The sequence below is a fragment of the Flagellimonas sp. B-3 genome (genome assembly GCF_056857835.1).
Genome location: NZ_JBSXNW010000024.1, coordinates 342,785 through 363,890 on the forward strand (window position 1 = coordinate 342,785; position 21,106 = coordinate 363,890).

Annotated in this window: 26 protein-coding genes and 2 tRNA genes; 23 read left to right on the forward strand and 5 right to left on the reverse strand. The window is 40.5% G+C overall.

What is annotated here, in order from left to right:
- Positions 1–9: 9 nt before the first annotated feature.
- The 4 genes from AC13CS_RS14010 (at position 10) to AC13CS_RS14025 (ending at position 2,742) form a co-directional block, all read left to right on the forward strand.
- A complete protein-coding gene (locus AC13CS_RS14010) occupies positions 10–1,419 on the forward strand; it encodes an MBL fold metallo-hydrolase (RefSeq protein ID WP_293166752.1) in 1,410 nt (469 codons plus the stop codon).
- A 106-nt stretch (positions 1,420–1,525) separates the two neighbouring features.
- Positions 1,526–1,870 carry a rhodanese-like domain-containing protein gene (locus tag AC13CS_RS14015; RefSeq protein WP_293166750.1) on the forward strand — a complete coding sequence of 115 codons (345 nt, stop codon included), beginning with the start codon at positions 1,526–1,528 and terminating at the stop codon, positions 1,868–1,870.
- Positions 1,871–1,918: 48 nt separating this feature from the next.
- Positions 1,919–2,056: a hypothetical protein gene (locus tag AC13CS_RS14020; RefSeq protein WP_293166748.1), complete on the forward strand. Its 138-nt coding sequence runs from the start codon at positions 1,919–1,921 to the stop codon at positions 2,054–2,056.
- Positions 2,057–2,145: 89 nt separating this feature from the next.
- The gene (locus tag AC13CS_RS14025; RefSeq protein WP_293166746.1) at positions 2,146–2,742 is read left to right on the forward strand and encodes a Tll0287-like domain-containing protein; all 597 of its coding nucleotides are present in this window, start codon (positions 2,146–2,148) and stop codon (positions 2,740–2,742) included.
- A 3-nt stretch (positions 2,743–2,745) separates the two neighbouring features.
- Here AC13CS_RS14025 and AC13CS_RS14030 read toward each other — a convergent pair whose 3' ends face one another.
- The gene (locus tag AC13CS_RS14030) at positions 2,746–3,624 is read right to left on the reverse strand and encodes a sterol desaturase family protein (protein ID WP_293166744.1); all 879 of its coding nucleotides are present in this window, start codon (positions 3,622–3,624) and stop codon (positions 2,746–2,748) included.
- A gap of 205 nt (positions 3,625–3,829) precedes the next feature.
- On the opposite strand from AC13CS_RS14030, the gene AC13CS_RS14035 reads away from it, so the two are divergent.
- From AC13CS_RS14035 to AC13CS_RS14095, 13 genes are all read left to right on the forward strand, one after another.
- Positions 3,830–4,036 (forward strand): YgaP family membrane protein, encoded by a 207-nt coding sequence (locus AC13CS_RS14035; RefSeq protein ID WP_293166742.1) that lies wholly within the window; start codon positions 3,830–3,832, stop codon positions 4,034–4,036.
- A gap of 307 nt (positions 4,037–4,343) precedes the next feature.
- Positions 4,344–4,472 (forward strand): hypothetical protein, encoded by a 129-nt coding sequence (locus AC13CS_RS14040; RefSeq protein ID WP_293166740.1) that lies wholly within the window; start codon positions 4,344–4,346, stop codon positions 4,470–4,472.
- Positions 4,473–4,623: 151 nt separating this feature from the next.
- Entirely contained in the window at positions 4,624–6,081 is a 1,458-nt protein-coding gene (locus AC13CS_RS14045; protein WP_293166738.1) for an FAD-dependent oxidoreductase, read from the forward strand.
- Between the two features lie 6 nt (positions 6,082–6,087).
- Complete coding sequence (locus tag AC13CS_RS14050; RefSeq protein ID WP_293166736.1) at positions 6,088–6,222, forward strand: hypothetical protein; 135 nt, start codon at positions 6,088–6,090, stop codon at positions 6,220–6,222.
- Positions 6,223–6,386: 164 nt separating this feature from the next.
- The gene (locus AC13CS_RS14055; protein ID WP_293166734.1) at positions 6,387–7,691 is read left to right on the forward strand and encodes a TolC family protein; all 1,305 of its coding nucleotides are present in this window, start codon (positions 6,387–6,389) and stop codon (positions 7,689–7,691) included.
- Positions 7,692–7,698: 7 nt separating this feature from the next.
- A complete protein-coding gene (locus tag AC13CS_RS14060; protein WP_293166732.1) occupies positions 7,699–8,790 on the forward strand; it encodes an efflux RND transporter periplasmic adaptor subunit in 1,092 nt (363 codons plus the stop codon).
- A gap of 16 nt (positions 8,791–8,806) precedes the next feature.
- Entirely contained in the window at positions 8,807–12,001 is a 3,195-nt protein-coding gene (locus AC13CS_RS14065; protein ID WP_482888848.1) for an efflux RND transporter permease subunit, read from the forward strand.
- Between the two features lie 106 nt (positions 12,002–12,107).
- Complete coding sequence (locus tag AC13CS_RS14070) at positions 12,108–12,413, forward strand: hypothetical protein (RefSeq protein ID WP_014032911.1); 306 nt, start codon at positions 12,108–12,110, stop codon at positions 12,411–12,413.
- A gap of 10 nt (positions 12,414–12,423) precedes the next feature.
- Positions 12,424–12,627 carry a YgaP family membrane protein gene (locus tag AC13CS_RS14075; RefSeq protein ID WP_293166727.1) on the forward strand — a complete coding sequence of 68 codons (204 nt, stop codon included), beginning with the start codon at positions 12,424–12,426 and terminating at the stop codon, positions 12,625–12,627.
- A 58-nt stretch (positions 12,628–12,685) separates the two neighbouring features.
- Positions 12,686–13,243 carry a YeeE/YedE thiosulfate transporter family protein gene (locus AC13CS_RS14080; RefSeq protein WP_293166725.1) on the forward strand — a complete coding sequence of 186 codons (558 nt, stop codon included), beginning with the start codon at positions 12,686–12,688 and terminating at the stop codon, positions 13,241–13,243.
- The gene (locus AC13CS_RS14085; RefSeq protein ID WP_293166723.1) at positions 13,240–13,653 is read left to right on the forward strand and encodes a DUF6691 family protein; all 414 of its coding nucleotides are present in this window, start codon (positions 13,240–13,242) and stop codon (positions 13,651–13,653) included. Before AC13CS_RS14080 ends, AC13CS_RS14085 begins: the two co-directional genes overlap by 4 nt.
- A 103-nt stretch (positions 13,654–13,756) precedes the next feature.
- Entirely contained in the window at positions 13,757–14,161 is a 405-nt protein-coding gene (locus AC13CS_RS14090) for a response regulator (protein ID WP_293166721.1), read from the forward strand.
- A 102-nt stretch (positions 14,162–14,263) separates the two neighbouring features.
- Positions 14,264–14,335: transfer RNA gene (locus tag AC13CS_RS14095), tRNA-Arg, on the forward strand.
- 261 nt (positions 14,336–14,596) lie between these two features.
- Here the strand turns inward: AC13CS_RS14095 and AC13CS_RS14100 are convergent.
- Positions 14,597–14,746 carry a hypothetical protein gene (locus AC13CS_RS14100; RefSeq protein ID WP_293166719.1) on the reverse strand — a complete coding sequence of 50 codons (150 nt, stop codon included), beginning with the start codon at positions 14,744–14,746 and terminating at the stop codon, positions 14,597–14,599.
- A gap of 39 nt (positions 14,747–14,785) precedes the next feature.
- Positions 14,786–15,220 carry a hypothetical protein gene (locus AC13CS_RS14105; RefSeq protein ID WP_293166717.1) on the reverse strand — a complete coding sequence of 145 codons (435 nt, stop codon included), beginning with the start codon at positions 15,218–15,220 and terminating at the stop codon, positions 14,786–14,788.
- 139 nt (positions 15,221–15,359) lie between these two features.
- Here AC13CS_RS14105 and AC13CS_RS14110 point away from each other — a divergent pair, with 139 nt between their 5' ends.
- The 5 genes from AC13CS_RS14110 to AC13CS_RS14130 all read left to right on the forward strand — a co-directional run bounded on the left by AC13CS_RS14110 (position 15,360) and on the right by AC13CS_RS14130 (position 18,487).
- The gene (locus AC13CS_RS14110) at positions 15,360–15,572 is read left to right on the forward strand and encodes a hypothetical protein (RefSeq protein WP_293166715.1); all 213 of its coding nucleotides are present in this window, start codon (positions 15,360–15,362) and stop codon (positions 15,570–15,572) included.
- Positions 15,573–15,574: 2 nt separating this feature from the next.
- A complete protein-coding gene (locus AC13CS_RS14115; protein ID WP_293166713.1) occupies positions 15,575–16,840 on the forward strand; it encodes a D-Ala-D-Ala carboxypeptidase family metallohydrolase in 1,266 nt (421 codons plus the stop codon).
- A gap of 11 nt (positions 16,841–16,851) precedes the next feature.
- On the forward strand, positions 16,852–17,430 hold the full coding sequence (locus AC13CS_RS14120) for a hypothetical protein (protein ID WP_293166711.1): 579 nt from the start codon (positions 16,852–16,854) through the stop codon (positions 17,428–17,430).
- A gap of 76 nt (positions 17,431–17,506) precedes the next feature.
- Complete coding sequence (locus AC13CS_RS14125) at positions 17,507–18,181, forward strand: hypothetical protein (RefSeq protein WP_293166709.1); 675 nt, start codon at positions 17,507–17,509, stop codon at positions 18,179–18,181.
- 27 nt (positions 18,182–18,208) lie between these two features.
- Positions 18,209–18,487, forward strand: a complete 279-nt coding sequence (locus AC13CS_RS14130; RefSeq protein ID WP_293166707.1) for a hypothetical protein — start codon at positions 18,209–18,211, stop codon at positions 18,485–18,487.
- A gap of 173 nt (positions 18,488–18,660) precedes the next feature.
- On the opposite strand, the gene AC13CS_RS14135 is transcribed toward AC13CS_RS14130, so the two are convergent.
- Together AC13CS_RS14135 and rseP are read right to left on the reverse strand one after the other, a co-directional pair.
- Positions 18,661–18,734: transfer RNA gene (locus tag AC13CS_RS14135), tRNA-Asn, on the reverse strand.
- A 182-nt stretch (positions 18,735–18,916) separates the two neighbouring features.
- Positions 18,917–20,272: an RIP metalloprotease RseP gene (gene rseP / locus AC13CS_RS14140; RefSeq protein ID WP_293166705.1), complete on the reverse strand. Its 1,356-nt coding sequence runs from the start codon at positions 20,270–20,272 to the stop codon at positions 18,917–18,919.
- A 151-nt stretch (positions 20,273–20,423) separates the two neighbouring features.
- Here rseP and AC13CS_RS14145 point away from each other — a divergent pair, with 151 nt between their 5' ends.
- The gene (locus AC13CS_RS14145) at positions 20,424–21,098 is read left to right on the forward strand and encodes an SCO family protein (RefSeq protein ID WP_293166702.1); all 675 of its coding nucleotides are present in this window, start codon (positions 20,424–20,426) and stop codon (positions 21,096–21,098) included.
- The last annotated feature ends 8 nt before the right edge of the window (positions 21,099–21,106 follow it).

Here is a 21,106-nt window from a genome sequence, read left to right on the forward strand (position 1 = left end):
CCATAAGAAATGAAAGTTGAACAGATTTACACAGGATGCCTTGCACAAGGCGCTTACTATATAGAAAGTGAAGGCGAAGCCGCCATTATAGACCCTCTAAGGGAAGTGCAGCCCTACATAAAAAAGGCCAAGGAAGATGGAGCCTCCATCAAGTACATTTTTGAGACCCATTTCCATGCAGATTTTGTGAGCGGACATGTAACCCTATCGAAGGAGACAGGAGCGCCTATCGTATACGGCCCAACTGCAAACCCCTCTTTTGATGCGATTATCGCTAAAGATGGGCAAGAGTTTAAGTTGGGGGAAATTACCATAACAGCAATGCACACGCCTGGCCATACCATGGAAAGCACCACCTATTTGTTGAAGGATGAAAATGGAAAAGACCATGCCATTTTCAGCGGTGACACCTTGTTCCTGGGAGATGTAGGAAGGCCTGACCTTGCCCAAAAAGCGGCCCACATGACACAGGAAGAGTTGGCCGGTACTTTGTTCGATAGTCTTCGCAACAAGATTATGCCATTGGCCGATGACGTGATTGTTTACCCAGCGCACGGAGCAGGTTCCGCCTGTGGAAAAAGTATGATGAAAGAAACCGTGGATACCTTGGGCAATCAGAAAAAAATGAACTACGCTCTCAGAGCCGATATGACGAGAGATGAATTTATCGAAGAGGTAACCGAAGGGCTTTTGCCTCCACCGCAATACTTTCCATTGAACGTGAAAATGAACAAAGAAGGTTATGAGGATATCGACAAAATATTGGAAAGGGGAACCCAAGCTCTATCTCCAGAGGCTTTTGAAGCTGCCGCCAACGAAACAGGCGCTGTTGTTCTAGATGTACGCCATCAAGATGAATTTGCAAAAGGCCATGTGCCCCGCTCCATATTCATTGGATTGGACGGAAGTTTTGCGCCTTGGGTCGGTGCCCTTGTTGCCGATGTAAAACAGCCTATTCTGCTCGTAATCCCCGAAGGACGCGAAGAAGAAACCATTACCCGATTATCAAGGGTCGGTTTTGACCATACCCTGGGTTACCTGAAAGGAGGAATTGATGCATGGAAAGAAGCGGGAAAAGAAATTGATACCGTGGACAGCGTTAATGCCGAAGAGCTAAAAGCATTAGTGGATAATGGCGTGCCCGTTTATGATGTTAGAAAAGAATCTGAATTTAAAGCAGAGCACGTGGAGGATGCCCATTTAACCCCTTTGGACTTTATCAACGATCATATGTCGGAATTTCCAGAACAAGAAACCTTCTATGTCCATTGTGCAGGAGGTTATAGGAGCATGATAGCTTCTTCTATCTTAAAAAGCAGGGGGATTCATAACCTAGTTGACGTAGCAGGTGGTTTTGCCGACATAAAAAACGCAGGGATTCCTGTTACGGATTACGTATGTCCCACTACTTTGAAGTAAGGTGGGGATAACTTCTTAAAAAAGCATTAAAGTTGTTTTTGTGTAACTATCGTTACTGACCCTCATAGGTTGGCCGAGGTATTTTAGCCCTTAAAACAACAATACTATGTCAATATTAAGCTTTTTGTTCAAAGAACAGAACCTCCCTGATGAAATCAATATTTTGGATAGGGAGGAATATAAAACCGCCATTTCCAAAGGTAAGGTCCAATTGGTGGATGTCAGAACCAAGGGAGAGTTTCTATCGGGCCACATAAAAGGAGCCAGGAATATCGATTTTTTTCAAGGAGTTGCATTTGATGCCGCTTTTTCAAAATTGAAAAAGGAGGCTCCCGTGTACATTTATTGCCAATCTGGAAATAGAAGTCAAAAAGCAGCAAAAAAGCTGGTGAGTTTGGGCTTCACCAAGGTTTACGATTTAAGGGGCGGATACATGGGTTGGTGCTATTGATCTGGATATAGTCAATATAAAAACAACATTCTGGCTACAAAACCTCAAATGCGGGGTAGTGTCAATACCATTTCAAAGAAATTATCAGAAATAAAAGATGTGATTGTGGAGAAGGATAGCTCATCGGTCGGCTTTGAACATGAAAGCGCCGATGATGCTTCCTTAATTAAAGAAACCCTCAAATAAATGGGTTATACCACTATTGATAAGGAAAATGGTTTTGTGGAAAAAGCAAAATCTTTTGTAAGTTGTACCAATGGTAAAATATCCAAATAATGCGATTTTCTCCAATTTCCATATTAATTTTTCTGCTGTTCCTTTCTTGTAAGCAGGGGCCAAAAATATCAGATAAAAAAGTATCGCCCGAAAATCCGGATTATACAGAAATGGGCATGTCCTATGCCCAAGAAACCCAAAAAGTTTTGGGAAAGGCATTAATGGGAACTATACAGAACAAAGGCGTAAAGGAGGCCGTTGTTTTCTGTAACGAGAAAGCCTATCCGTTAACGGATAGTATGGCCACAAAGTTTAACGCCCGAATAAAAAGGGTTTCTGATAAACCCCGAAATCCCAACAATAAGGCCAATGCCACAGAATTGGCGCATATAGAAACATTTAAGAAAGCAATTGCCTCAGGTGATTCGATCGCACCTATTTTGGATAAGGCAAACGGGGAAGTTTATTTCTACTATCCCATTGTTACCAAAGGCTTGTGCTTGAATTGTCATGGAAGCCCAGAAAAGAATATTGCTCCAGAGGTATTGACCCATTTATTGGAATTTTACCCAGAAGACAAGGCTGTCGGTTATGGACCCGATGAGGTACGAGGTATTTGGAGTATAGTTTTCGATGCTTCGAAAAACCCTGATTAGATTTTATTTTTTTGGCTTTTTGAATCCATGGACCAATTGGCCCCAAAAACCTTTGGGGATATCCTCGTCTCCCGGAAAACCCAATTCAATTTTTCCGCCACTTTCTGGAACATAGTTAGTGCGGAAAATATAATCCCAAAGACTGAGACTTATCCCATAATTCATTCCATACCGATGTCCTTCTGGTAGATTGTATGCATGGTGGTACAGGTGCATCACGGGATTGTTCAAGATATATTTTAATGGTCCGTAGGTCAATTTGATGTTTGAATGGTTGAAATGCCCAATGGCTATAGCCGCAAAATGTACAATATAGGCCTGTTCGGGTTCAAAACCACCAAGAACCATCACCCCCAATGTTTTTAAAGGCTTGTAAAGAACATTTTCCATCCAATGGAAACGCATATGGGCCGCAAAACCCATTTCTTTAACACTATGGTGCACTTTATGGAACTCCCAAAGCACGGGATACCTGTGCAGTAACACGTGGGTAAACCACTGCACAAAATCGAGAACCACAAAAAAGACTAGCAATTGAACCCATTGTGACCAATGTGCAATATCTACAATGGTCAATGTTTTTGAAGTAATTCCCACATCGGCAAAAAATACACCGAGTACTTTGTAAACCCCATTTATTACAATGGCAAAAATGAAAAAGTTGAAAAACATGTAAAATGTGTCCAACCAAAAATCCTTTCTAAAAATGGATTGTTCCTTGCGCCAAGGAAACAAAATCTCCAAAACCCAAACCAAAACTGAAATTAGGATCAGGCCCCAGAAATAGTTGGTGTACCAGGGGACTTCAAAAATGATTGACTTCCAAGTCCACCTGACCGTTCCCAAAAAACCGTTGATAAAAGCATCAAAATAATCCAGCATACTTGTATTGAGTCGTTAAAAAAGCTAAAAACTGATTCAAAAACAAAAATACTTTAAAAATAATGCTTCTGTGCAACCAAGTTTACTACGCGGTTTGCAATGAAACTCAACTTTTTCAACCCAATTCATTGAAAATCAAAACAAAGCTGTACAAACTGATCCAATTTTTGGTAAATTGTATAGTAAGAATCATAAACTATCAATTATGAAAAAAAACATGGGCGGGGCAGACCGCACGATTCGGATTATCTTGGCGCTTGGTGTAGGGGCACTATATTATTTTAATGCGATAACAGGAACATTGGCATATGTGCTGCTAGCTTTTGCAGCCATATTTGTCTTAACAAGCTTTGTTAGTTTTTGTCCTTTGTACACCCTTTTTGGAATCAGTACATGCAAGGTCAAGAATTAGATTTTTTTGATGGTTGAAAAGGAAGAGGCTACCTTCTAAAAAACAACAAAAGTTTGAATGTGTCAGGTTGAGCGCAGTCGAAACCCATTGATTACCAACACAATTCAGGTTCTTCCGGAAAGTTTTCGGGACGCTCGAACTGACAGATAACGAACTTTTAGATAACCCTCTTTTTTGTGTTTAAAATGCAGGAATTTGTGTTTTACGCATTAAAAACCCGAAAGTTGGTTAAGGGCTTTATGAGGATTATCATGTTTTGGTTACAGCACAGTATTTAATTTTGATTTAAACTTAAAACCAATACGTTGTGAAAACACTCATTAGTATTCCACTGGTATCATGGGAGAACGGCATCTGGATGATAGGTGTGTTCGCTGTTGTGGTCGTTGTTCTGGTAATTGCAGTCTTGGCTATGATGAACAGCGATAAAAAATAAGATTTTTCCACATCTCTTTTGACATCATAACAAACGAGCTTTTGTTTGTTGATGAGATAGTTAGATTAGACTTCCACCACTTTTTTGTAATGTGACCTAGGTCACTTTATATCTGAAAACCTAAAGGTAACTTTGGGTAAAATGATATAAAATGGCCAAAATAGTCGTCCTTGGAGCTGGTATAGCTGGTCATGTGGCCGCATCCCATCTCAGAAGAAAGCTCTCCAAAGAGCACGAAGTAGTGGTGGTATCACCCAATAGCAACTACCAATGGATCCCTTCCAATATCTGGGTGGGAATCGGGAGAATGAAACCGAAGGACATCCTGTTCCCATTGGCTCCTTTGTATGCCAAAAAACATATTGATTATAAACAGGCCAAGGCCGTCAGTTTTCATCCCGAAGGCGACCAGCAAGAGGCAAAACCCTATGTGCTGGCAGAATATGTTTCAGGGAACGAAAAAGGGACTACGGAAAAAGTGACCTACGATTACCTGATCAATGCCACTGGGCCAAAACTCAACTTCGAGGCCACCGAAGGGCTATCGCCCGGCAAGAACAAAGCCCATTCCGTCTGTACCTATACCCATGCCGATGAAGCATGGACTGCGCTGAATGACCTTATCCAACAAATGAAACAGGGAAAAAGGGCCAAAATATTGATCGGGACCGGGCATGCGAAATCAACCTGTCAGGGTGCCGCTTTCGAATACATCCTGAACGTGGAACAAGAACTGCGTCGGTACAAGGTTAGGGATATGGCTGAGATTACCTGGATTGCCAATGAATATAATCTCGGGGATTTTGGCATGGACGGTATGCTGCTGAGTTATGGCAGCAATATTATGAAATCCAGTGAAATGGTGGAAATGGTTTTTGAAGATCGTGGAATATCATGGATCTTGGGGGCCGGCGTCCATAAAGTGGAAGATGGGGTAGCCCATTATGAAAACCTTGAAGGGGAGCAAAAACAGGCATCTTTTGATTTTGCCATGTTGATTCCCTCTTTTTCAGGTCATGGGTTTAAGGCTTACAACAAAACGGGGGACGATATCACGGACAAACTCTTTAGGGGATTCATGATCGTGGATGCCGACTACACACCCAAACCCTATGAAGAGTGGAGTGTACAGGATTGGCCCGAAACCTACCAAAACCCTTCCTATCCCAATATTTTCGCGCCCGGAATTGCCTTTGCACCACCGCACAGTATTTCCAAACCCAGAAAGAGTAAAAACGGCACCGATATTTCACCAGCCCCTCCAAGAACGGGAATGCCATCGGGTATCACCGCAAAATTGGTGGCCGACAACATCATCGAAATGATCAAGCATTCAGACAATGAGTTGCACCATAAAGGATCCATGGGGAATATGGGAGCTGCATGCATAGCATCGGCAGGATTCGGGATGACGAAGGGCAGTGGCATAAGCATAACCACCTATCCCATTGTACCGGATTTTAAGAAATATCCAGAAACACACGGCAGAAAATTGGGCAAAACTTTTGGTACCATTGGCCTTGCAGGACATTGGCTGAAGTTGGCCCTTCACCACGCCTTCCTTTACAAAGCAAAAATGAAACCCTTTTGGTGGTTAATTCCAGAATAGACAGTTATGACACGAAGAATATCCAAATACAAACGATTTGTTATGATGAACCCCATAATCCAGTTCTTTAAGTTCATCTATTTGAGCATTAAAGTTTTGATTGTGGTGGCTGGAGGGCACGGGGGAACCCGGAACGCATAAACCCCCTCCTACTTATTGAACTTGCCTCAATATGACCCATTTCTTTGGTGACAGGGGCATGTTGAGGTTCATTTTTTTAGGGAAACAGGACATTTTTCTCGGTAACCAAGGTTACTGTGCAGGCGAATTGCCAAATTTAATTTTGCTTCAAATTAGTTAAATACATGAAACGAATAATTACATTCACAATACTCATTTGGATCCAGGGACAACTATTTGCCCAAGACCCTGTCAAGATTTCTATGGAAGAAGTATTGACAAAGGTGCAAGAGTCCAATGCCAGCATCAAGGTGTCCGAACAGGAGGCCAAAATGGCAAAATACGATTATAGGTTCTCCAATTCCATCTTTTTGCCACAGATAGCTGTGTCGCATACAGGAATGGCGACCACAAATCCTTTGATGGCTTTCGGTTCCAAACTCAACCAAGAGATTTTGACCCAGGCAGATTTTAACCCTGCCTTGTTGAACGATCCCGATCAGATCGAGAACTACGCCACCGTAGTTTCGGTGGAACAACCCTTGATCAATTTGGATGGGTTTTATCAACGTAAAGCAGCAAAAACTACCATGGAGGCTAAAGAGCTTCAAGCCATGCGTACCCGCGATTACCTTGATTTTGAAGCCCAAAAGGCCTACGGCCAATTGCAATTGGCGCATAGGGCTGTGGCTGTACTTCAAAAAGCTTACGATGCAGCAAATGCAAACTTGAACATGGCACAGAACAGCTATGATCAAGGCTTGCTTCAAAAAGCAGATTTGTTGGAAGTGAAGGTACGGGTTACCGAGGTCTCCGATCAATTGAAGACATCCAAAAGCAATGTGAAAAATGCATCGGACTATTTAGCCTTTTTAATGAACGAACAAGGAGATGTGGTCTATGAACCCTCCGAAGAATTGGTACTTGATAATTTGGGCGAATCAGTGGACGTTTCACTGGAAAACAGAGCCGATGTAAAAGCCATGGATTTGGTGTCCGAAGCCTACAAAGCAAACATGAAAGCGGATAACATGACCTTTTTGCCTAGGCTGAACGCCTTTGCCAGCTACGAAATGTACGACGACCAAATTTTTCAGGCCGATGCCAAAGGATACATTATTGGTGCAAGTTTGAGCTGGGATGTGTTTAAAGGGTCCCAACGCTTTGCCAAAGCAGGAAAGAGCAAAACAAGTTATGAAAAAGCGAAACAGGAATACGAGCAGTACGTCGCCAAAAGTACTATGGAGCTACAACGCACCAAGCGGATGGTCGAGGATGCCGCGAGCAGGCTCCAGACCTCAAAATTGGCTATGGAGCAATCCGAAGAATCCTTAAGGATTCGTACCAACAGATTCAAGGAAGGTTTGGAAAAAACAACAGATCTATTGATGGCCGAAGCCAACTATGCCGAAAAACAATTGGTCTATTATCAAACCATTTTTGAATACAATCAAGCACAATCCTTATTAACATTTTTAACCAAAGAATAATTGTAAGATGAAAAACACTACGATATATAAAAGCTTTATACTGACCGTCTCCTTGGGATTTCTTCTAATGGGGTGTGGAAGTGACGAAAAACAGACTATGGACAACACGGAAGCGGTTCCGGTAACCGTTGCCGAGGTAGATATGGGCGATAGTTCTACCATTTTGGCCGGAAGTGGTCAAATACAAGCGGTGAACAGCGCCACCTTGAGCACCCGAATGATGGGCCATGTGGAATCCCTTCCTGTGAAAATAGGCCAAAAAGTAAACAAGGGAGACCTTCTTATTTCCATCAATAATGGGGATCTAAGAGCTAAAAAAGCACAAGTGGAAGCATCCATTACAGAAGCAACCGTTGCGTTCAACAATGCCAAAAAAGATTACGAAAGGTTCCAGAACCTTTTTCGTGAAAACAGTGCTTCACAAAAAGAACTGGATGATATGACCGCACGCTACGAAATGGCCAAGGCCAGATTGGAGGCTGCGAACCAAATGAAGAACGAAGTGAACTCTCAGTTCGCCTACGCCAACATTCGAGCACCCTTCAGCGGAGTGGTTACCAATACTTACATTGATGAGGGCGATATGGCCAATCCAGGTGTTCCGTTGGTATCCATTGAATCAGCTGGAGGAGGTTTTGAAGTAGTTGCGAAGGTTTCAGAGAATAATATTTCCGGTATAAAAGTGGGAACCAATGCTCAAATACTTGTGAAAACTTTGGATACTACGCTTACAGGTAAAGTGTCCGAGTTAAGTGCATCGGCCCAAAATACGGGAGGGCAATATTTGATGAAGGTTTTAATTGACAAAACGGAAGCCAAGATTTTGTCAGGTATGTATGCAACCGTTAGGCTGGAAGCGGAAAATGAGAGCAACGGAAAAACAGTTGTTACGGTTCCGTCCAAAGCCTTGGTGCATAAAGGACAGTTGACAGGCGTGTACACCTTGGGTCAGGATAATGTGGCCTTATTGCGCTGGTTGCGACTGGGCGACACCTACGGTGATGAAGTGGAAGTGTTGTCGGGCTTGTCCAAAGGAGATCAATATATCGTCTCGGCCGAAGGAAAGTTGTACAACGGAGCCAAAGTAAGCATTCAATAACCCAAAAACGCTAACAATGAAAGACGGACTTGCAGGTAGAATTGCCAAAGGGTTTATCAGCTCTAAGCTAACGGTGCTCTTAATGATTGTATTTATGGTCATTGGGGTGTACAGTTCCTTCCTTATCCCAAGGGAAGAGGAGCCCCAGATTGACGTGCCCATGGCAGATATTTTTGTGGGATATCCCGGGGCCAGTCCCACCGAGGTGGAATCCAGGATCACAAAACCGCTGGAAAAAATTATATCGAACATTAAAGGCGTAGAATATGTGTATACCACTTCCATGCAAGAGCAGGGAATGGCCATTGTACAGTTCTACGTGGGAGAAGATATCGAAAGGTCTTTGGTACGCTTGTACGACGAGATCAACAAGCACATGGACCAAATGCCCGCCGGGGTTACCATGCCATTGGTAAAAACCCGCGCCATTGATGATGTGCCTATGCTGGCCCTTACACTTTGGAGCGAGGAGTACGATGATTTTCAGCTAAGGCAGATCTCAGGAGAGCTTATCAACGAAATTGAAAAAGTAAATGGCGTTTCCATCACCAAAAAGATAGGAGGACGCAGTCCCCAGCTTCGTGTGGTGGTGGACAAGGATAAAATGGCCGAATCAGGAATTGATATGTTGGCCGTTGCCCAAATGATAAAGGCCAACAACCAGCAAATGGATGCCGGAAACTTCCTTGCCAACGATACCGAGTTCCACATCAGTACAGGAAACTTTTTAAAAACCAAGGAAGACCTTGAAAACCTGATTGTAGGCACCAAACAAGGTCAACCTATCTATCTAAAGCAGATATCAAAGGTATTGGATGGCCCAGAACTGCCTAAAAACTATGTTTCCCTTGGATTTGGAGCCGCTAGTGAAAAAGCAGAGACCTATAAATCCGAATATCCAGCGGTAACCCTATCCATTGCCAAGCGCAAAGGTGCAGATGCGATGAAGATTGCCGATGTGGTGTTGGAGAAAGTGGATCATTTAAAAACAACCTTGATTCCAGATGAGGTAAAGGTTGAGGTGACCCGAAACTACGGGCAAACAGCTTCGCAAAAAGTATCGGAATTGTTGATGCACTTGATCGGTGCCATCATTGCCGTGACCTTTGTGGTCATGTTGGCCATGGGATGGCGAGGTGGACTTGTGGTGTTCCTATCGGTGCCCATTACCTTCGCATTGACTTTGCTCAGCTATTACATGCTGGATTACACCCTAAACCGAATTACTTTGTTTGCCTTGGTGTTTGTAACAGGTATTGTGGTGGACGACTCCATTATTATTGCGGAGAACATGCACCGTCACTTTAAAATGAAACGGTTGCCGTTCAAGGATGCTGCGATCTATGCCATCAATGAGGTAGGGAACCCGACCATTTTGGCCACGTTTACGGTAATTGCATCCGTGTTGCCCATGGCCTTTGTATCTGGGTTGATGGGGCCTTATATGTCGCCCATGCCCATTGGAGCTTCCATTGCGATGTTGCTATCATTGTTCGTGGCGTTGACCATCACTCCCTATTTGGGCTACATCTTCTTAAGAGAAAAAGACAAAAAGAAGAAAAAGGGAAAAGCCCCCGTTGAAATACAGGACACCTTCATTTACAAAGCCTATTCGCGCTTTGAAAGCCCTTTGATAGAGAGCAGGAAAAAAAGATGGCTGTTCTTGGGGATTACCTTCTTCTTGCTGCTTGCCTCCATTGGAATGTTCTTTACCAAATCGGTAGCCGTAAAAATGCTTCCTTTTGATAACAAGAACGAGTTCCAAGTAGTGATAGATCTTCCCGAAGGGACCACCTTGGAAAGAACGTCAGCTGTAACCAAGGAAATTGGAGCATATCTGTCCACTCGTCCCGAAGTGGTCAACTATCAAACCTACGTGGGGACATCTGCCCCAATTACATTTAATGGTTTGGTAAGGCATTACGACCTTCGTGGTGGTAGCAATATGGCCGATATTCAGGTGAATCTTGTTGATAAACATGATAGAAGCGAACAGAGCCACGATATTGCCAAATTGCTCAGACCAAGAATTCAGGAATTGGGCAAAAAATACGATGCGAACATCAAAATTGTTGAGGTGCCGCCTGGACCTCCTGTGCTCTCCACCATTGTGGCCGAAGTGTACGGCCCCGATTATGATAAACAGATTGCATTGGCCGATAAGGTAAAAGGTATTTTGAACAATACCACCGATGTTGTGGATGTGGATTGGATGGTCGAGGATGATCAAGTCGAGTATGATTTTGTAATCGATAAGGAAAAAGCGATGCTTTATGGCATTACTCCGCAACAAATTGTACAGGTGATGGGCATGGCTTTTCGTGAACAGCCCGTATCGCATATCTACCGTGAAGATGCCTTTGATCAAATTGGGATTGTGCTTTCCATTAGCGAGAAGGATAAATCCAGCTTGGAGGAGATCAAACAGTTAAAAATAGCATCCCAGCAGGGCAATATGGTTTCCGTTGGTGATTTGGTTCAGGTAAAAGAAGGCATCAAGGCCAAGAGCATCTACCGGAAAAACCAAAAAAGGGTCGTGTATGTGATGTCCGATATGGCAGGAGAGCTCGAAAGCCCCGTGTACGCCATTTTGGGTATGACGGACAAGTTGAACCAATTAGAACTTCCGCAGGGATACTCCATCAACGAACTCTATATGGAACAACCCCAGTTTGAAGATGATTACACCGTAAAATGGGATGGGGAATGGCAGATAACCCTTGAGGTGTTCCGCGATTTGGGAATCGCATTCCTGGGTGTTATCGTGATCATTTACATGCTGATCGTAGGGTGGTTCCAAAACTTTAAGGCACCTATGGTGATGATGGTGGCCATACCGCTTTCATTGATCGGTATTGTGCTCGGACACTGGTTGCTCGGTGCATTCTTTACAGCAACCTCCTTTATTGGTATGATTGCCCTTGCGGGGATCATGGTGCGGAACTCGGTGTTACTGATTGACTTCGTCAATTTGAGATTGGATGACGGGGTTCCCTTGAAACAAGCCGTTATAGAAGCCGGTGCCGTTCGTACCACACCAATTTTATTGACCGCAGGGACCGTTGTTATTGGAGCCTTTGTGATTCTGTTCGACCCCATTTTCCAGGGATTGGCCATTTCACTGATGGGAGGAACCATAGTATCTACAGTTTTGACGCTGTTGGTAGTGCCATTGGTGTATTACTTGATAGAACGAAAAAATTACAAATAAGATGAAACCAACAACACTAAAATAATTTTTGGACACAGAGTACAACGATTCTTTTAGTCGTAAAAGGTTCCATGTGACCATTGAAAAAACTATAAAAAATTAGCACATGAAAATGATTATTGTTACCACGGTAGAAGAGTATGAAAAGGAAGTATTTAAACTCTTCAAAAAGGCCGGTATAGAAAATTTTAGCGGGTCGGACATAGATGGGTACAAAAACACCCCTCCGATGTTCTACACCAATAGTTGGTTCCCCAGTGAAAAGGGGGGCGCAGCATCCAACTTGTTTTTTTCCTTCACCGAGGAAGAAAAAGTCACCGAATTTTTCAAATTGTTGGAAGAATTCAACCAAAAAAGTGAGACCACAAACCCCATTCGGGCGGTCGAAGTACCTATTGAAAGAACTGTATAAAAATAACATTATGAAAAATAGAATTGTAAGAGGCGTAGCGGGAACGTTTATATTGATAAGTCTGGTTTTGGCCATTTATGTAAGTCAAAATTGGCTTTGGTTTACCGCTTTTGTCGGGGCCAACTTGCTTCAGTCATCCTTGACCAAATGGTGTTTGCTGGAAGATATTTTGAAGAAATTCGGAGTACAAGATTCCGATAAGAGCTGTTGTTGATATTCCATAGGTTTGATATTTAAGGCATTTTCGTGATCTTTGTCAAAAACTCACGGAAATGCTTTATCAACCTTGGCCTTGGTATGTATCAGGCCCGCTCATTGCCCTGATTATGGCTTTATTGATTCTTATGGGCAAACGTTTTGGAATGTCCTCCAACTTGGAAACTTTTTGTTCCATTGGTGGTGCAGGAAAGTTTTCGGATTACTTCAAAACAGATGTAAAATCCAAACGGTGGAACCTTTTGGTCGTCCTTGGTTCTGTTATTGGGGGATTCTTGGGCGCGCATTGGCTCTCTCAAAATCCGGCTGTGAACATATCGGATAAATCCGTTTCAAAACTGCAGGAACTTGGGTTTGATAGTGCTGGTACAGCCTATTTGCCCACAGAACTTTTTAGTATGGAATCCCTTACCGACCCTAAAGTGTGGATCATCCTTTTGGTAGCTGGCTTTTTGGTGGGTTTTGGTACAAGATATGCCGGAGGTTGCACCTCTGGGCACGCTATTTCTGGTTTGAGCAACTTACAGCGACCTTCTTTGATTGCAGTTGTCGGTTTCTTTATCGGCGGACTGATTATGGTTCACCTGTTGTTTCCCTTAATTTTTGCCGTATGAAGAATATAGTATACATCATATTGGGTACCTTTTTGGGAATTGTTTTGTATAAATCGGAAGCGGCTTCGTGGTTCAGGATCTATGAGATGTTCCAGTTCGATTCCTTCCACATGTACGGAATCATTGGCTCGGCATTGGCAGTGGGCATTGTTTTGGTGCAATGGATCAAAAAATCGAAAGTAAAATCCTTTTCGGGAGAAACAATTGCTATACTGGACAAAGAAAAATCTATCGCTAGGTATATTTTGGGCGGAGCACTCTTTGGATTGGGGTGGGCCTTGGCCGGTGCTTGTCCCGGGCCTATCTATATTTTGGTGGGAGCAGGGTATTGGCCCATAGTCATTGTTTTGGTCGGAGCATTACTTGGAGCCTTTGCGTATGGTGTTTTAAGGAGTAAATTGCCACACTAAGAGTGACTTAACGGGATATTTGGATAAAACAACGATCATGAATGGTTTGTTGGTCTCCAGCATATAGCTTTGTCTGTCCCAAAACTTACGTAATAGTCCCTACATGAAGCTAACTACGTTTATTATAGACGATGATTTGGTGTCGCAATTTGCGACCCGATACTGCATACAACAATCCCACGGCGATTTTGATATTGTTACTTGTTCCAGCGGTGAGGAGGGCATACAAGCCTGTTTCAGTTCCATTGAGGAGCACGACAGATTACCAGACATTATCTTTTTAGATCTTGTTATGGATGGTATGAACGGATGGGATTTTTTGCAAAACCTAAAAAATTTGTTCGTAGAGCACGAACTTCCAAGCGTATATGTACTTTCAGCCTTTACCAATGCCAAGGATCGAGCCATAGCCAAAAAGAATGGGATGATATCTGGTTACGTGGACAAGCCCTTGTCACGTTCTTATTTGGAAAAAATACTAAAAGAAGAAGAGAAAAAACGGACTTAGCCATACCGCTCCATTGGTTTAAAGGGAAATCACCCTAAATTGACCCCTACGGTTGCATAAAGTTTTTAAAAAAACCTATTTTTGCAGTCCATTTTTACAGATGGCCCCGTAGTTCAATGGATAGAATAGAAGTTTCCTAAACTTTAGATGCAAGTTCGATTCTTGCCGGGGCTACTTTTTGACTTCTGAATGATTCAATTAATTATTAAATAGATGAAAATCAGATATTTAATATTTTTTGATTTTAATTGAATTCCTTTGATTTTGGCTTTTAGAGTTCACAAATCGTCAACATTTTTCAGGTTGCTGTTTTAAGATAAGTGATTAAAATTCAGTAATTTAGTTGATATACTCGATTTGATTTGACTTTCGTCTTCGTCAACGTTTAACAAAAAGAAGACAATTATGAGGTCAAATCTATAGGTTACTGTCTATCTATACTTGTATGGTCTCAGGGAATTTTTCGTCGTCCCAAGTGTCATAGGTACTGTACCCGTCTGTGTGGTTGTCCTGCTTTTTGTCTTCCCAAACCTCAAAGTCCAGTATTTCCCCTATATAATTTCGGGTGCTTACCTTGATGGTCACTGTATCTCCTTATTTTTACTTTTCCCATTACAAAAGAATCTAACCAGCTCCACCAATACTGTATATTTTCAATTCTCCCTTTTCTTTTTTTACATAAAGAAATGTGGCATATTCATTCCTAAATTCTTCTCCATCTTCATCTACAATATTTTCGACCGAAATTATATTTATTGTCCCTGTACAATCCTCAGACATACTATATCCTATTTCTCCATCAACATTTTCTATTGCATCGTTAATTAATTCGCAAAAACCTTGCTTGTAATGTTCTTGGAGTTCTTTTGAAAAAAGATAATAGACCTCATTGTCGAGGGTTTTACATGAACTCTCAATTTTTTTGTAAAAAATTGAGAGTTCTTTGAGCTTTACACAATTTTTTGTTGGAATTGTGTCTTTTGGCAATCTATCGGCTTTAGTTTCATGTTTTGCCGATTTTTTGCAAGTTGAAAAAATTAACATCAGTAACAAATTCATTAAAAAAATTGAACTGTGGACAAAAATGTTTCAAGAGAATCGTTTTAGACTCCTCGGAATTTAATAAAACAATCATGTTTGCTTGGGAATAAATAATTTATAATGCCGTAAAAGCATCTCTAAGAAAGATATTACAATTTTGGGCAAGGGCACTACCATTACAGCCAATACCAATCTAAATATAATTTCCAAGGATGTAAGTATACAGGCCAGCGAGAATTTTGAGGCAGTATCAAAGGGGATGGAAGAACATAGTGAGACTTCACAAAAAAGCACTACCAAGGGAGATATTAAAATAAACAGTGCCAAGGAGATAAAAAGTAACACGGGTAATACTGTAAAATTGCACTAGTCATGTCGGGAAAATTATTGATAGTTGCCAAGAACATTAGCAAAACCGCAGAGACCTATCTCATAAACACCACCCATGGCGATGTTGTACTAAATTCTGCCAAAGATATTGTTTACAGTGCCAAGGAGAATTTGGTTTTTGGAGCGTATGAGGAGTTGGAGCGACAAGCAACAAATGTTAATGATGATTTGTCTGATCAAGAGGAAGGACTTGATGTATTGTATATAGATATTTACGATGATGTAGAAAGTTTCAGTTTAACCTCAAACAATTCAACCAACAATGGTTTTGGAACCGGAGTGAATAATAATCAAAAGAACCTATTGGGGTTAATTCAAGAAACAGGGTGTTTTAATATAGAAGTGAATACTAAAAGTGGTGGTGTATATAATAAAGAAATAGAAATTAAATCATTGAACACTACTGTTTATTTCAATAAACTCGATTTTGACTTTGAGTTGAAAAGAGTGGATGAAGAATGCCACGAAATTGAAGATGATGGAGATAATTTGTTATCGACTACGTTTGTTTCAACCGATGAAATAAGGATACAGTTCAGGGAGCATGATACCTCAGATTTGTCCAAAGATGGTTTTGGATTTTCTGATATTGTTTGGAAAACAGAGGGAATAACAGAAAATGATGGCACGGTCGAAATCCGTGAGAATGATGACAACACACTCCATATATTTTCCCCTCGTCCAATTAATAGGCCAACAACTGGTTCAAGAAACCCAAATGAAGCAATAAGCTATAAAATATCTTGTAATATAATAGGTCTAAAAAAAGAAATACAACTCACGCAAGATTCTAAAGATATTTTAAGGCAAGAATATGTTGATTATAATACTGTGTGGATACCTACAAGAGATGAAGTTTTTCTTGATACTGGAGATTGGAATACTGGAAATTATGACTATTTAGCAGCTAGTGGAAATAATAGATTTCAAGAGATTTGGGATAATATTTTAACAAATTACAATACTTTTTGTGCCAATAACAACATAGCTAATGATGGACTTCAGGTAAATAGTGCTTATAGAAACCCTCAAAGAAACAGAGCTGTTGGGAGTGTCTTAATTAATAGTAATCATACAATTGGTCACGCAATGGATATTTCCATTTTGGGGATGAGAACGACTCAAAAATGGAATTTTTTAAGAGATGCCGCTACCAGAATACAGGGAGTCAATGCAATATGCGAAATAGGGCCAAGACAAGTATCTTGCAGTAATCCAAACATAAGTCATATTCACGTAGCTTGGTAAATGTATAAATTATGAAAAATAGACTATATATACCTTTCTTTCTTGTTGTTTTTAATTTTTATAACTGTAAAAATCAAGCAAAAAACGACATAGAAATAAAACCTGAGCCTATATCTGAATCATCAAAAGAGGTGGTTGAGAATAATAATTTTAATAACGATAGCATTTTAATGAGTAAAATCTTTAAAGATGATGTTGTTCCAGTAGATGGGAGAAACAATGATTCTCTAATTTTATTCAATAAATATCATTTTAAAGCCCACTCTCTTGACACTGAAAGTAAGATTTTATTAAAGTTTAAAGAGTGTACAGAACTCAAAGATACCATTGAGCTAAATAAGAAATTCAAACATTTAAAAACCAATAATTGGTTTGAAGAAGCCTTGTTAATTAAAAATTCCTATTATGAATTGAACAATTATATAATTATAGTAGATTATATAAAAAACAACATAAATTCTTGTCCAAATTTTAACAAAAGCACCTATATAATAGAACAAATAAGAATATACGAAAGCCAAAAATATTTTGAGATAGCTAGTAAATCAAATTCAATTTTATTTGACTTAAAATCAACAAATAAATTTTGATAACACATCTTAACAATGGTGAACCTGGAACTTTTATAGATGAGGATTGTTCTCTTGCAAATCATATTCATGTACAATGGTAAAACTATATTTCCCCTTATGTATTTTGTTGATCAATTTAAATTGTGAACCAAGGCAAGAAAGCAATGCTAAAAAAACAAATTTTGAGGAATCCAATATTATTGGTGATACAATAAATAATTCTAAAACTTTAGATCTGTTGGACAACCTTTTCTCATTCAAAATATATAGCATTAATGATTCCATATATTTTGAAAACCAAGTATTAAAGCCTTATTTCGGTTCTATTAAGAACAGAACATCTTTTGACAAATATTATATCAAAATGGATGATTTCAATTCAAGAATATCATCTATGTACCTTTTAAAAAATAAAGAAGCTGTTATTGTACATTTCAAACTTTGCCATCTATTAAGCAACGATTTGGATGATTCATTGACAAAAAAGTTAATATACATTACAGAAAGCACCTATCTTCTTGATGGTGGCGATAAAAGGATATTAAAATTTTATTGTAACAAAGAAAATATTGTTGTTTTGGGATTCAACATGCCAATATCAATTGAATCAATTCATCCAAAGTGTAATTATAATAAAGAAAGTATTCCCATTTTTTTTGATATGGTCGCTATTTCAGAAAAAAGAAATTTCATAAAAAACTTTTCCTTGTTAAACTATAAATTCCATACTCCAGAGATAGTATCCAAATTGAAAGAGGTTTGCGAATGATAGTTGAATACTGTAAAATTTCTATGTTTGAAGGCAAGGGGCTCCGCCAGCGAGGGCATTGGCATAAATGCCGGGGAGGATATTACCGTGGGTGCTGGCAAGAGCACCACCGTAACAGCAGGCGAAAACCTGAACCTTTTGGCCAGGAACATTAGCGAGCAGGCCAGTGAGAGTTTTACAACGGAAACGGATAGTATGGAAAACCACGCAGGGGAGATAACAAGGAACAGTACCAATGGCAATATCGATTTCCAGAGCAAGGAAGATGTGAAGAACAATACATCGAGCAAGGTAAATTTATTCTAGGCCATGGGAAAGATATTAAAAATAGCGGGCGGAAGGCACACTGAAACGGCAGGAACCATTTTGGACTCCAATATTACTCTCAAATGTTAAAGTCAGAATTAAATTTTCTTCAAATTGTGTGCAAATGAAAAAGGCTTCAGAGGTTGAATTTCTCTGAAGCCTTGCTATCTCTGCTCCTCCTCTTGGGCTCGAACCAAGGACCCTCTGATTAACAGTCAGATGCTCTAACCAACTGAGCTAAGGAGGAATGTTACGTTTAAGATAATCTTTGATTTATATTCTGTTTCTCTTTACACTGCTTGCCGATCAAAAAAGTAGCTCAGTTCTGAGCCCTGCCTGCCGGCAGGCAGGTAAGGAGGAATATTTTACCTTAAGCGGGTGCAAATATAATAGAATCTTTTTTACACCACAAACAAAAAAATCGCTTTTCTATTTAAAAAGCCATTTATACAAATCGTTACCATTGGCAAACAGCAACAAAGCAATCAACAGAAAGAAACCGATCATCTGCGCATACTCCAAAAATTTATCGCTTGGCTTGCGCCCTGTAATCATCTCGTAAAGCAAGAACATTACGTGACCACCATCCAATGCAGGGATAGGCAAAATGTTCATAAAGGCCAAAATAATGGATATAAATGCCGTTGTGGCCCAAAATGCAGGCCAGTTCCATGTATCGGGGAACATACCGCCAATAGCGGCAAAACCTCCCACACCTTTATAAGCTCCGGTTTCAGGGTTAAAAATCTTTTTTAATTGCTTTACGTAACTGGATAGAGTGGAAACACCTTTGCCAATTCCTGCTGGAATGGCTTCCAAAAAGGTATATTTTTCAGTTTCTACCTTTAAATACCCTTCTTCTTGCAAATCATCCATCGTATATCCCCCAATCTCCAAACCTAACTTACCTTCCCCATTAACGTGGGCTACAATATTGGAGAGTGTTCCATCGGCACGTTCTACTTCAATGTTGATGTCCTTGTCCTTGTTCTTTTCCAGTATATCCATCACTTGATCTCTGTAAATAGCTTCGGAACCGTTAATGGTCAAGAATTTATCTTTGGATTGGAATCCCGCAGTTTTATTATGCGATGTTTTTGGAATCTTATTTACTTGGAACGGAACCCTAAAGCTTAGGAAACGAACCTTATCCTCGTCTTCAATCAAAGTAGAGATAAAATCAATGGGGATTTCTTTTTCTATACGCTGGCCATCCCTCTCTATAGTGATATTGTTTCCATTGATTAACTCAACAAATACACTATTAAAGGTTTTTAACTCCTCTCCATCAACAGCAATAATCTTATCCCCGGTCTGTATACCTACTTCATCCCCAATTTCCTTTTCTATTACCCAAACCCCATCTTTTAAACTATCCATGGGTATATATTGGTCGCCATAAGAATAGGCCATCCCAATGTAAATTACAACAGCCAAAATAAAATTCACCGTTACCCCGCCCAGCATTATGATCAAACGCTGCCATGTCGGCTTACTGCGGAACTCCCATGGTTTTGGCTCTTGTTGCATCTGCTCCTTGTCCATGCTCTCATCGATCATCCCGGAGATCTTCACATATCCGCCCAAGGGCAACCAGCCAATACCGTAAACGGTTTCCCCTATTTTCTTTTTAAAAAGGGAAAATTTAACATCAAAAAAGAGATAAAACTTCTCCACCCTGGTCTTAAAAAGCTTTGCCGGGATAAAGTGTCCCAGCTCGTGAAGCACGATCAAAAGCGATAAGCTCAGAAAGAATTGTATGGTCTTGATCAATATAGGGGTCATTCGTCGTCTTTTGTTAAAACGCACAAAAGTAACCTTTTAGGTATTGATAAAAAAACCTCAATTTTCATCCCCATACGATTTAAGAAAGATTTAGCAACAATTAGTGGCTTTATACTTGAGGAATAGCCATTTGGGCCGTAATTTTGCAACCATGGGATCATTTTTCGCAAAGTACAAGCTGTTCGGAATGGTAATGTTGGCACTCTCGGCAGTTATCGTTTATCTATTCTATAATGCGCTACAACCTAAAAAAATGCTTCCCGTGTACCAACCCTCTATGGTCGATAAATCTTTGGTTGACAGCACCTTGCACTACACCAAAAAATACCATAAAGTGGCCGATTTTTCTTTGGTGAATCAAAACGGCGATACCATAACCCAAAAGAATTACAAGGACAAGATCTATGTGGCCGACTTCTTTTTTACCACATGCCTTACCATTTGCCCGATCATGACCAAAAACATGACCGAAATACAGGATGCAGTGATGGACAATCCTAACATAATGCTCCTCTCCCACTCCGTGACACCAGAAATAGACAATGTTGCCCAATTAAAAAGATATGCATTGGAAAAAGGTGTGGTAGATAGCAAATGGAACTTGGTGACAGGGGATAAAAAACAAATCTATGAGTTGGCGCGGAAATCGTACCTGGCTGTTAAAAATGATGGTGATGGGGGGGCTTTTGATATGATCCATACCGAAAACTTTATTCTGGTGGACAAGGAAAAACGGATTCGTGGCTTTTATGACGGCACCAATCGTGAGGATATTGACAAGCTCCTTGAGGACATCAAAATACTCGAAGCCAGCTACAAAGAGTAGCCCTTTGC

Bases quoted from the DNA above. Each gene is read 5' to 3' on its own strand.
- AC13CS_RS14065 (WP_482888848.1), top strand. From the start codon at position 8,807: ATGAAAGACGGACTTGCAGGTAGAATTGCCAAAGGGTTTATCAGCTCT.
- AC13CS_RS14070 (WP_014032911.1), top strand. From the start codon at position 12,108: ATGAAAATGATTATTGTTACCACGGTAGAAGAGTATGAAAAGGAAGTA.
- AC13CS_RS14025 (WP_293166746.1), top strand. From the start codon at position 2,146: ATGCGATTTTCTCCAATTTCCATATTAATTTTTCTGCTGTTCCTTTCT.
- AC13CS_RS14020 (WP_293166748.1), top strand. From the start codon at position 1,919: ATGCGGGGTAGTGTCAATACCATTTCAAAGAAATTATCAGAAATAAAA.
- AC13CS_RS14105 (WP_293166717.1), bottom strand. From the start codon at position 15,220: ATGAATTTGTTACTGATGTTAATTTTTTCAACTTGCAAAAAATCGGCA.
- AC13CS_RS14045 (WP_293166738.1), top strand. From the start codon at position 4,624: ATGGCCAAAATAGTCGTCCTTGGAGCTGGTATAGCTGGTCATGTGGCC.
- AC13CS_RS14090 (WP_293166721.1), top strand. From the start codon at position 13,757: ATGAAGCTAACTACGTTTATTATAGACGATGATTTGGTGTCGCAATTT.
- rseP (WP_293166705.1), bottom strand. From the start codon at position 20,272: ATGACCCCTATATTGATCAAGACCATACAATTCTTTCTGAGCTTATCG.
- AC13CS_RS14075 (WP_293166727.1), top strand. From the start codon at position 12,424: ATGAAAAATAGAATTGTAAGAGGCGTAGCGGGAACGTTTATATTGATA.
- AC13CS_RS14120 (WP_293166711.1), top strand. From the start codon at position 16,852: ATGAAAAATAGACTATATATACCTTTCTTTCTTGTTGTTTTTAATTTT.
- AC13CS_RS14050 (WP_293166736.1), top strand. From the start codon at position 6,088: ATGACACGAAGAATATCCAAATACAAACGATTTGTTATGATGAACCCC.
- AC13CS_RS14085 (WP_293166723.1), top strand. From the start codon at position 13,240: ATGAAGAATATAGTATACATCATATTGGGTACCTTTTTGGGAATTGTT.
- AC13CS_RS14035 (WP_293166742.1), top strand. From the start codon at position 3,830: ATGAAAAAAAACATGGGCGGGGCAGACCGCACGATTCGGATTATCTTG.
- AC13CS_RS14080 (WP_293166725.1), top strand. From the start codon at position 12,686: ATGCTTTATCAACCTTGGCCTTGGTATGTATCAGGCCCGCTCATTGCC.
- AC13CS_RS14060 (WP_293166732.1), top strand. From the start codon at position 7,699: ATGAAAAACACTACGATATATAAAAGCTTTATACTGACCGTCTCCTTG.
- AC13CS_RS14015 (WP_293166750.1), top strand. From the start codon at position 1,526: ATGTCAATATTAAGCTTTTTGTTCAAAGAACAGAACCTCCCTGATGAA.
- AC13CS_RS14145 (WP_293166702.1), top strand. From the start codon at position 20,424: ATGGGATCATTTTTCGCAAAGTACAAGCTGTTCGGAATGGTAATGTTG.
- AC13CS_RS14055 (WP_293166734.1), top strand. From the start codon at position 6,387: ATGAAACGAATAATTACATTCACAATACTCATTTGGATCCAGGGACAA.
- AC13CS_RS14030 (WP_293166744.1), bottom strand. From the start codon at position 3,624: ATGCTGGATTATTTTGATGCTTTTATCAACGGTTTTTTGGGAACGGTC.
- AC13CS_RS14115 (WP_293166713.1), top strand. From the start codon at position 15,575: ATGTCGGGAAAATTATTGATAGTTGCCAAGAACATTAGCAAAACCGCA.
- AC13CS_RS14125 (WP_293166709.1), top strand. From the start codon at position 17,507: ATGGTAAAACTATATTTCCCCTTATGTATTTTGTTGATCAATTTAAAT.
- AC13CS_RS14010 (WP_293166752.1), top strand. From the start codon at position 10: ATGAAAGTTGAACAGATTTACACAGGATGCCTTGCACAAGGCGCTTAC.